The 10050-nt window shown below is 46.3% G+C and carries 8 protein-coding genes; 3 read left to right on the top strand and 5 right to left on the bottom strand.

Annotated features, from left to right (window positions below; genetic code table 11):
* Positions 1 to 558 precede the first annotated feature (558 nt).
* Positions 559 to 2424: a methionine--tRNA ligase gene (gene metG, locus HMPREF3216_RS05210; protein ID WP_060787250.1), complete on the bottom strand. Its 1866-nt coding sequence runs from the start codon at positions 2422 to 2424 to the stop codon at positions 559 to 561.
* 285 nt (positions 2425 to 2709) lie between these two features.
* Here metG and HMPREF3216_RS05205 point away from each other — a divergent pair, with 285 nt between their 5' ends.
* Both HMPREF3216_RS05205 and HMPREF3216_RS05200 read left to right on the top strand, forming a co-directional pair.
* Positions 2710 to 3507 carry a hypothetical protein gene (locus HMPREF3216_RS05205; protein WP_060787249.1) on the top strand — a complete coding sequence of 266 codons (798 nt, stop codon included), beginning with the start codon at positions 2710 to 2712 and terminating at the stop codon, positions 3505 to 3507.
* A gap of 64 nt (positions 3508 to 3571) precedes the next feature.
* Positions 3572 to 3808 (top strand): variant leucine-rich repeat-containing protein, encoded by a 237-nt coding sequence (locus HMPREF3216_RS05200; protein ID WP_060787260.1) that lies wholly within the window; start codon positions 3572 to 3574, stop codon positions 3806 to 3808.
* 47 nt (positions 3809 to 3855) lie between these two features.
* Here the strand turns inward: HMPREF3216_RS05200 and rsmI are convergent, their stop codons facing one another.
* Positions 3856 to 4761, bottom strand: coding sequence for a 16S rRNA (cytidine(1402)-2'-O)-methyltransferase (gene rsmI, locus HMPREF3216_RS05195; RefSeq protein WP_060787248.1), 906 nt, complete (start codon positions 4759 to 4761; stop codon positions 3856 to 3858).
* Positions 4762 to 4948: 187 nt separating this feature from the next.
* On the opposite strand from rsmI, the gene HMPREF3216_RS05190 reads away from it, so the two are divergent.
* On the top strand, positions 4949 to 5791 hold the full coding sequence (locus tag HMPREF3216_RS05190; RefSeq protein WP_060787247.1) for an alpha/beta hydrolase: 843 nt from the start codon (positions 4949 to 4951) through the stop codon (positions 5789 to 5791).
* Positions 5792 to 5944: 153 nt separating this feature from the next.
* Here the strand turns inward: HMPREF3216_RS05190 and HMPREF3216_RS05185 are convergent, their stop codons facing one another.
* From HMPREF3216_RS05185 to HMPREF3216_RS05175, 3 genes are all read right to left on the bottom strand, one after another.
* Positions 5945 to 7462, bottom strand: a complete 1518-nt coding sequence (locus HMPREF3216_RS05185; protein ID WP_060787246.1) for a formate--tetrahydrofolate ligase — start codon at positions 7460 to 7462, stop codon at positions 5945 to 5947.
* A gap of 191 nt (positions 7463 to 7653) precedes the next feature.
* The gene (locus tag HMPREF3216_RS05180; RefSeq protein ID WP_060787245.1) at positions 7654 to 9270 is read right to left on the bottom strand and encodes a C69 family dipeptidase; all 1617 of its coding nucleotides are present in this window, start codon (positions 9268 to 9270) and stop codon (positions 7654 to 7656) included.
* A 146-nt stretch (positions 9271 to 9416) separates the two neighbouring features.
* Positions 9417 to 9968 carry a YbhB/YbcL family Raf kinase inhibitor-like protein gene (locus HMPREF3216_RS05175; RefSeq protein WP_060787244.1) on the bottom strand — a complete coding sequence of 184 codons (552 nt, stop codon included), beginning with the start codon at positions 9966 to 9968 and terminating at the stop codon, positions 9417 to 9419.
* Positions 9969 to 10050 lie beyond the last annotated feature (82 nt).

The following is a 10050-nucleotide window of genomic DNA, read 5'->3' as shown; positions in this document are numbered from 1 at the left end:
GACGTTCGCGCGCTTAGACCGCGCGAACGATTGCCTGCCTGAATACAATTCCTTACTTGGTATTGCGCTTTCCTTGCTTTTGTTTCTTTTTTCCTGCTTTTGTTTCCCAAATTGACCAAAAAGGGAACAAACGAGGGCGCGACATTTCCTATTCGGTGTTGCGCGAGGTTTGAGTATTTCTCTCCTCGCAGGCGCGCCAACCTGCCTTTCCGGGTTTTGTACCATATTTGACCTAAAACACGTACAAAGTGCGGAAATTTTTCCGCGCAAGAGATACGCGTAGACGGCAAAACTTGAAAAAGATAAAAAGATAAAAAGAAGCCCGGTGGGAAAGAGAAGACCCACCGGGGCAGAGAGAAAGAGAGAAGAAGGTTTCAGTTATGGGGTTCGCGAACGAACCTCACCGATGGATGAACCATCAGCAATATCTATTATAACCATACTTTTCTCGCGAAACACGCATATAAGCTAAAAATTTCCTGAAAAATTTTTTTAATTCCTGGTAGTATGCCTGTTTTTTGTTACATACGTCACTTGCAATAGAATCTTTTGCTCAAATCACTTCGATTCCAGCGATTTTTTTGCAGCGGCCAATCTTTCTTCGTCGGCTTTACGACGAGCAGCAAGCGCAGACTCAAAGCGCTCAAGCTCCTCGTCAATCGCCTCTTTAGGAATCTTGGCAAAAATCGGAGTTGGCTTAGCAACAGGTGTGCCAGTAACCAATTCCTCGCTTTCCCACGGGTGAACAGTTTCACCAAGACGATAATCGCCAGTAATAATCGGATACTTAAAATCTGGATTATCTAGATCGGTTACCTCTTCGATTCTTGGAAGCGGCGAGAACACACCCGTGCCGCCAAGAGCTTCCCACACTTTTTGCGCGGAATGAGGCAAGAATGGCGCAAGCAAATGATTAGCATCCAAAACAGCTTGTGCAGCAACGTGCAAAACCGTTCCAAGACGAGCCTCGTCATCCTTAATCTTCCAAGGCTCCGTAGCAGAAATATACTTGTTGATATCCGACACAACGCGCATGGCCTCGTTAAGAGCGTTCTTTTGATGATGGCGATCAATCAAGCCTCCAACAATCTCAAACGCGTTGGAAGTCTGATCCAAAAGCGCACGGTCCATATCGGTCATGCAATCTTCATCCAACGGAGGAATAGCGCCAAAATTCTTGTGAATCAAATTTGCAACACGATTAACAAGATTTCCCCAGCTTGCAGCAAGTTCCTCGTTATTGTGGCGAACAAACTCTGCCCAAGTAAAGTCGGCGTCGGAATTTTCTGGCCCCGCAATGGAAATGTAGTAGCGAACGGCATCCACTGGGTAGCGCGCCAAAATATCTTTAACATAAATCACAATTCCGCGCGAAGAGCTGAACTTCTTGCCTTCCATAGTCATAAATTCGGAGGCAACAACCTGCTCTGGCATATTGAGTGGGCCGTAAACGCCAGATTCTCCACCCTTAGAGCCAGCGCCATTATACGCAAGCATCTCCGAAGGCCAAATCTGAGAATGGAAAGTTATGTTATCTTTGCCCATAAAGTAATAGCCAGGAGCCTTAGGATCGCACCACCAATCGCGCCAAGCGTCTGGCTTGCCCTGCCTACGCGCCCACTCAATGGAGGCAGACAAGTAGCCAATAACGGCGTCAAACCACACGTACAAGCGCTTATTTGGGTTATCAATCCAGCCTTCTACAGGAACTGGAATGCCCCAATCAATGTCTCGCGTAATTGCTCGAGGCTTAACTTCCTTAAACAAGCCAATCGAGAAGTTAATAACATTTGTGCGCCAGCCATCCCTGGAATTAAGCCAATCCAAGTTTGCGTTTGCCAAAGCTGGCAAATCGAGGAAGTAATGCTCTGTTTCTTCAAAACGCGGAGTTTCGCCGTTAATCTTAGAAACAGGGTTAATAAGCTCGTCTGGGTCCAACTCGTTTCCGCAAGCATCGCACTGGTCTCCCCTGGCGCCGTCCGCACCGCAAATCGGGCAAGTGCCCTCAATGTAGCGGTCTGGAAGAGTGCGGCCTGTAGAAGGCGAAATCGCAACTTTTTGAGTTCCCTTGTAAATATAACCATTCTTAAGGCACTGGCGGAACATCTCTTGAACAACATGCTCATGATTTGCCGTTGTTGTGCGCGTAAACAAATCGTAGCTTAATCCTAAATCGCACAAGTCTTTAGTAATCACGCGATTGTAGCGGTTTGCAAGCTCTTGCGCGCTCACGCCTTCTTTATCTGCCTCAACTAAAATCGGCGTGCCGTGTTCGTCGGTTCCCGAAACCATAAGCACGCTGTTTCCCTTCATACGCTCGTAGCGCGCGTATACGTCGGAAGGGACGCCAAATCCCGCAACGTGACCAATATGACGAGGGCCATTTGCGTAAGGCCATGCAACATTCACCAAAATATGACTCATAGCCAAATATTATCTTGTTCAGCGAGGACACATTAGATAATGCAACGAAAAATCGCAGTAAAAATCACGGCAAAAATCACAGTAAAAATCGCAAGCATAAGCATGACTAGTCACACATAAACACATAAACACATAAACACATTTTTTAAAGAGCAAAAACTAAAAATCCACTTTTACACAATCCCAAAAAATCGCGTAGACAAAAAAGCAAAACACACTATTGTGTATAAAACCTAAAACATTAAAAAGATACATATTCGCACGCATTACACAGAAAGGAGAAGCATGAGCACTTTAACGCTGAGCAAAAAACGCACAATCCGCAATGACGAAAAAGATAAAAAATCAACAAAAGACTACAAAAGACGCAAAGATTACAAAGTCAACAAAATCAGCGAAAACAATAAAGCTAGCAAAACTAGCAAAACTAGCAAAATCAGCAAAACTAGCAAAATCAACCAAATCAACAAAGACGAAGAGCTGATTTTATTTTCGGAACAAGAAAACAACGATTTGCCATTGCTTATAGACACAAAGCATTTACCAGGGCCATTAAGCATGAAACAACTGTGCAACTACGGAGCATTCAACAATCTTTCAATACGAAGCGGATTCGCTCAATCCACTGCAAAAACGCCAGAAGGACGTTGCGCTGTATTAAAAAAGTTGCTTCCAAGCGGAACGGTGGCCTGCGCTTTTACGGCATCTTGGATTTGGCTGGGCGGAAAAATCCCAAACATACTAGAGATAATATCCAACAGTCATTATCGAATAAAACCACACGACCATCAGCTACAAGTGTTTAGAAGAAAATTGTTAAAAAAAGAGCAAAGAATGATTAAAGATTTGCGCGTAACTTCTGTTGCACGCACTATCTGCGATATTGCGCTAACTCCATCAAAAAACATTTACGACGAAATGCGAAGAGTAGATACAGTGTGCGAGTTGGTGCAAAAGTACAACACAAGTTTTAAAGACTGCGAAAAAATTATAGACAGCAATCCTTATTTTCCAGGGGCCGCTAAAGCCAAAGAGTGGATTAAATACATAATAGACAAGGAGGATATTCTTTATGACTATTAACACTGGAAATACTGGCGATACTTACGATACTTACGATACTTACGATACTGGCGACTTTAGCTCAATGCCTCCAAAGCCACCAATCGTACTCACTGAGCAAGTTGCGTGCTGCGAAAACACAAGCAAAGACGTGCTATGGCATATTGCAAAGAACGTTCCTGACTTAAGAAAATGGGTTGTTGCAAACCCAATTGCGGACGCAAAAATGCTGGAATACATATCTCAGCAAGGCGGGCCAGGCGTTAAACACAGTTTAGACGTGCTTTTAGAAGCCTACGAATACGCAAAAAATGGGGATTAATTGCTAGAACTTTCCCACATTTCCACATTTTTCGCTTAATTTCCTACTTAGCTGTTCACATTTCCCTTGATTTTTAAGCAAGCTGCATAAACTTCTTTGCGATTAGCAAAAGATCCATCGTAAAGCGGATGGCTGGAAACAATGCTAGTTATAGCATCTTTGATTCGCAAACCCTCGTTTTGCGAAAGGTCGCAAGCCATTTGCGCAAGCTGATCCACGCTTAAATCAACGTTTTGCTGCGCAACTTCATCTTCGCCTGCGCCCGCAATAACAAGCACAATCTCGCCACGAGGAGGGTCATTTTCTACGCTTTTTGCAATCTGTTCAACAGTTCCACGGCGCACTTCTTCAAAATCCTTAGTAAGCTCTCTACAAAGAGCCATTTTTCGGTTGGCACCAAAAACATTAAGAATATCGCGCATGGATTCGGCAATTCTATGCGGAGCCTCGTAAAACACGATTGTTCGCTTTTCTGAAAGAAGCGAGCGCAAATGCTGGCTGCGCTCCCCAGACTTGCGCGGCAAAAAGCCTTCGTAGCAAAAACGGTCTGTTGGCAGGCCCGAAAGCGCCAACGCGTCTAAAACAGCACTCGGCCCAGGCGCGCACGTAACAGGCAACTCGCGCTCTATTGCGCGGCGAACAATGGCGAGGCCTGGATCGTTAATCGTAGGCATGCCAGCGTCGGAAACAACAAGAACCGTGCTGCCTTGCTCAACCTGGTCAAGCAGGCCGTCTGCCTTATTGCGCTCATTATGATCGTGATACGCCACAACCTGCCCCGAAACACGCACGCCAAGGCGATTTGCAAGGTCGTAAAGTCTGCGCGTATCTTCCGCGGCAACAATATCCGCGGTTTCTAGAAGATTAATCAATCGAGATGAAGCATCGCCCATATTGCCAATCGGAGTGGCCGCAAGAACAACCTTGCCTAAACTATCTTCTTCATTACGCATCTTAAATCTCCTTATAAAGCCTCTTAAGACTCTACACGAATTTATAAAATATCGCACTAAATAACACAATTAAAAACACACTAAATATCGCACTTAAAAACACACTTAAAAACAAGGTATTTGATTAGAATTATGCTTAAGTTTATGTTTAGCATAAATTGCAAATAGGCAAAAGAAAAGAGATGCTATGAAAATTATAGAGCGCCAAATTAGAGGCATTGACGGAAGAGACGCAAAACTTACTGGCTACCTTTTAAACGACAATTTAGACAGTAAAGGAAAACAAGATAGGCCAGCCGTTTTAATTCTTCCAGGCGGCGGATTCTTGCGTGTTTCTAATAGAGAAGCAGAGCCTATTGCAATGAAGTTTGCAGCGGCAGGATTCCACGCTTTTGTTTTGCGCTACTCTCTTGTTCCAAGCTCATACCCTACGCAACTTTTAGAGGCGGCAGAGGCGATGCGGTTGATTCGCAACAACTCCGAAGAGTGGCACATAAATTCACAAAACGTTGCGATTATTGGCTTTTCGGCAGGAGGCCATGTTGCCGCAAATCTTGCTACTTGCGCAAGTAACAACGTTAAAGAGGCAAACGGATACAACGCCGAAGCCGTTAGACCAAACGCTCTTATGCTCGCCTACCCAGTGATTTCTGCTGGAGAATACGCGCATAAGCCAACTTTCGAGCGTCTTTTTGGAAACGTTACCAGCGAGGAACGCCAGCAGCTTGTTGAGCAACTTTCGCTGGAAAATCACGTGGATTGCACAACTCCGCCAGTGTTTATTTGGCAAACCATTACGGATCAAACGGTTCCAGTGCAAAATTCGATTATGTTTATAGACGCGTGCGTTAAGGCGGGCGTGAGTGTTGAGGCGCATCTTTTCCCTAAGGGGCCGCACGGTTTGGCGCTGGCTGTTAAAGAGACCGCCAAGCGCGATGAAAATGGAGCAGTGCTGCCTGAGTTTGTTCAGCCAGAAGTTCAGCAATGGATTGACCTTGCTTGCGATTGGCTGCGCCGCACTTTTGCATAATCTAACTTCGTGCGCGCACTAGATTTTTCCCGAGAATGTTGCTCAAATCGGCAAAATCAACTACAAAATCGGGAGATTTTTCCCGAAAATGTTGTTCAAATCGGCGTGTCGAGCAACATTTTCGGGAAAGTCTCGGGAAAGTCTCGCGGAAAATCACACGATTTTTGGCATAGGCGTTGTTAGCGAGGCCGTAAGATTTACCTGAACAACACCTGCGCCAGAATGCACTTCCACCTTTTTAAGCGTTACAGTGCGAGAGTCTGCAGGCGCGTGGTCGTCATCTGTCATGGTTGCTGGCGACTTTACAGCAACAAGCGCCAAGCTATCAAAATCAACCCCAGCCTTATTGCACAAATCCTGCGCTTCTTTCAACGAATCCGCAAAACCTGCTTTGTCGATTACGCGCTCAGCAGGAACGCCATAAGCCTCTAAGCAAAGCAGATTAATACGCTCTAGAAGCGACTTTCCGCGGCGGCTTGGCGCAGATTTAGCATCGCCACCAGCGCTAATCGCAGTAACAAAATCATCTAGCTGATTTGCCAAGCCATCCCCGCCATCACGGAACAAATTGCCAACAATCGGCTTACGGAAGCCCAAAGCTTTAGCTTGCTCAAGCAAATCTGGAACTTGGTCATCTTCCCCTTCCCACAAATTAATCAGAGGGAAAGTAGGAATATCAAGCGATTCCAGGCGCGAAACATGGAACGGGTAGCGCCACGCAAGCGTTTCATCATCTCGCCAAGTGCTGGCACGAGTAACAACAACCGCAGCTGCAGGCCACTTTGCTCCAAACTCGCGCGCAGCAATATCAAGCCACTTTTGCGCACCAGCATCCGTGCCGTACCCTGCCTCCACAACAACAACATCGTGCAGCGCGCACGCCATCTCAACGCTTACAAGGCTTGGAATTCCAAGCGAAACGTTTGCAAATGGGCCGCAGTGAACGTAAATCGGCGATCCGTTAATCGTCTCTGTTTTTACAGGCTTTACAGCGTCGGTAAGAATATTTGTGATTCGCCACAAGTCCACAAATTCGCCAAATTTAACAGGATTGCCGTCTTTTGTGCCAGCAATCATGGCAGCAACGCGATTTGCGATTTCTTCCATGCTTCTAGAAAGCACTACGATTTGCATAAGTTCGCAAGTCGGCGTTAACACAACGCGCTCGGCAACCGTGCCCTTGCCAAAATCAACGGCAATGCTACGCAAAGATCGCGAAGGCACTTCGCTTACACGCGGCACCAAAATCGTGTCTAAAATACCCTCATCAATCGCCTTTTCTGCAAAAGAAACAAGAAGATTTTGCGCGCACTCAATGGCGGCCATTTCTCCGCACAAACCCCAGTCAATCAAATCTGGATGCGAAAGAGATGACTTTCCGCCGCCGCTCGCGCCGCCTTTAGAACCCGCCGCAGTAATACCCATGCTCGGCTGACGCAAAACGGCCGCTGCGTCCACCCCACGCTCACGCAACGCGTCTACAAGCGCAATAGTGGTGGTTGTTTTGCCCTCTCCCCTAGAAGCCTTAAGAGGTGTATCTGCAGTAACAAGCAGCACCTTACCATGCTTTCTTGGCTCGCTTGGATTAGTCTTTAAATAATCCATAAATCCAAAGGCATCGATTTTTTTAACCAGTCCAAATTGTGCAGTAAACGAATCAAGAATGCTCATATTCCCCACTTTCGGCAAGAAACGCCTAATAGACGCGCATAGATTAAGTGAACAGTTTTATACTATACGATTGCATGGGCGCGGTATAGCAATATTGCATTAAAACTATGCGCGTTATTAGTAACGTCTATAACAACTTGCGATTAGCGACTTAAGCGACTTAACAACTTAAGCCGCTAAACAACTTGCGATTAGTGGTCGGAGCGGTTAAAGCCATTCTTCATGCGCATGCTGGTTATGTAAAGAACCGTGTCTAGCAAAGAATCGGTTTCTTTCTTTAGCTTTGCTGCCATACCCTCATTCGCTTCAGCCAAAGCCGCGCGCACATCTTCGTTTCTAAGCTGCGCAATAATGGCATCCGCATTCCTAACTAAATCGCAATACTCATCGCCATCATTGCTTTCGTCGCCTTCGCGCTCTGGCTCGTAATCTTTCAAAGAAACGCCAAGAATCTTTGCAGCGGCAACATCCGTAGCCTTAACCATCGCATGTCCATGAGAACCAACAACCTCCTGGTAACGCTCAATCGCATTTGCAGTGTCGTTAAATGCAGCATCCGCAAGAGCCGCAATAATGCGATTTTCCCAATAGAAGTTTTCGCTTGTTACACGAGTAGTTGTATCTTCCAAATACTTTGGCGTTTCGTTTACATTTGGGTAGAACGGCACAAGCGCATTAAACGGGTTAGAGCCGTAGGCCATCCACTGAATTGCGCGGAACGCTTCTGGCATATAAGGGCGGATTTGCATAACAGCCAACTGGCTTTGGCGATTAATGCCGATTGGGCGGAAAAGATGACGCGTATGTTCATCGCCAAGCTTTCCGTAAGGATCATACTGCGTTCCCTGATAGTGCGAGCTAAGCACGTACTTAACGTCTTCAATCGTCACCTTGCGTTCAGGCTGACGCGCCCACGGAATATCGTTGCTATCTGGCCTATGATCCGCGTCTTTTCCATCCCACACTTCGTCATACGGATTCAAGAAACGCTCCATAAACCACGCGCGCGGCGTGTTGTACACATGATCGGCGTCCGAGTGAGAGCCAAAAGCATCTCGAGGATTAAATGGCGAAGCGTTTTCCACCGCCAAATCCAAGTGATTTTCTTCAATAAACTCAAGCAAATCAGCCGAGCACATGTGCTCTTCTTGGTCACCCAAAGCGTCTTCCAAATCGAACTCGTCGATTCCAAGCTGGTTTGGCATAACAACATACGCCTCGTCTGGCACGCGCTTAGCAATCCAGTGGTGTCCGCCAACAGTTTCCATCCACCAAATCTCGTTTACATCCGAGAACGCAACGCCATTCATCTCGTACGTGCCATACTTTTCTAGCAGCGCGCCCAAACGCTCAACGCCTTCGCGAGCGCTACGAATATAAGGCAAAACAAGCGTTAAGAAGTCTTCTTCGCCAATTCCACCAGGCACTTCTGGCTTATAATCAGCGTCGCCTTCCTTGCCTTGCGCTTTTTGAAGCTCCACCATTGGGTCTGCGCCCAACACGCGCTCGTTGGATGTAAGCGTTTCGGTTGCGCTCATTGCCACGTTTGCTTCGTTAACGCCGGCTTCTCCCCAAATTCCCTCGCGCAAATCTGCGTTTGGCACGCTTGTGTATTGCATTGGATTATCTGGAAGCTCTACTGTTACGTGGCTAAGCACGGACTTATAAACACGCGGCTGGTCTTGTGGCTTTACCACCACTAAGCGCTTTGGGTTAAACTCGCCGTTTGCGGAGTCTTCGTTACGCGCAATAAGCGTGGATCCATCGTAGCTCGCTTTGCGTCCTACTAAAATTGTTGTGCATGCCATATTTGCATCCCCTATTTTCTAATTTTTGATTATTTTGTTATTTAGATTATTTTGCTTATCTAGCTTATTTTGATTATTTTACGCACGCACATCTAATCGCAAGCTGCTTGCGATTTTCCAGCGCGAAGTCATATAAATCCTAAACGCTACGCCTCGCCCCTTAAATAAAGGCCATTAACGTCTACATAAGACTTGCAATGCCTAATCTCGTTTATAAGCTCGTTAAGATAAAAGCCCTCTTTAAGATTTTTAAGAGGCTCCTGCGTGCCAAAAACCTCTAGCATGTAGTCGTGATCCTTGTCTGGCGGCTGCGGGCCGTTGTAACGCATTGTAACCGCAGGATTCGTGCAACCCACAAATCGGCTGGCTTGGCTGTTTCGCCCTTGCACCGCTTCTGGAATCATGGTTGGCATTGTGCGCGAAAAGTCTTGCGGAATTTGCAACGCGCGCGAATCGTTAAAGTCAAACATAAGCGATTCCACGGGCAAGTTTGCTACCGTCCAATGAATCCACTGGAATCCGCACACTGGTATAGCGTCGTCGTCTACAAATCTCCAATGCAAGTAGTGAACAAAATCTGGCAGATTATTTACATAAAACGGAAAAGACACAACGGGAACGCCGTCAACCTTATTTTCATTCGGCGCATCTTTTGCAAAGTTGCTTGGAATGGTGGTGAAATCTGTTGAAATATCCATGTTTTAAGTATCTCCCACCGCTGTGACTATACAAATCGAAGTGCAAGTAAGGTAGAGATTCGAGATTTTTCGCCGCGAAAGA

The sequence above is a fragment of the Gardnerella vaginalis genome (assembly GCF_001546455.1).
GTDB lineage: Bacteria > Actinomycetota > Actinomycetes > Actinomycetales > Bifidobacteriaceae > Bifidobacterium > Bifidobacterium vaginale_B.
The sequence above is the reverse complement of the archived record's forward strand: the minus strand, read 5'-3'. Positions and strand labels throughout refer to the sequence as shown.

Coding starts and splice junctions, on each gene's coding strand:
- HMPREF3216_RS05205 (WP_060787249.1), top strand. CDS start 2,710: ATGAGCACTTTAACGCTGAGCAAAAAACGCACAATCCGCAATGACGAA.
- HMPREF3216_RS05190 (WP_060787247.1), top strand. CDS start 4,949: ATGAAAATTATAGAGCGCCAAATTAGAGGCATTGACGGAAGAGACGCA.
- metG (WP_060787250.1), bottom strand. CDS start 2,424: ATGAGTCATATTTTGGTGAATGTTGCATGGCCTTACGCAAATGGCCCT.
- HMPREF3216_RS05180 (WP_060787245.1), bottom strand. CDS start 9,270: ATGGCATGCACAACAATTTTAGTAGGACGCAAAGCGAGCTACGATGGA.
- HMPREF3216_RS05175 (WP_060787244.1), bottom strand. CDS start 9,968: ATGGATATTTCAACAGATTTCACCACCATTCCAAGCAACTTTGCAAAA.
- HMPREF3216_RS05185 (WP_060787246.1), bottom strand. CDS start 7,462: ATGAGCATTCTTGATTCGTTTACTGCACAATTTGGACTGGTTAAAAAA.
- HMPREF3216_RS05200 (WP_060787260.1), top strand. CDS start 3,572: ATGCCTCCAAAGCCACCAATCGTACTCACTGAGCAAGTTGCGTGCTGC.
- rsmI (WP_060787248.1), bottom strand. CDS start 4,761: ATGCGTAATGAAGAAGATAGTTTAGGCAAGGTTGTTCTTGCGGCCACT.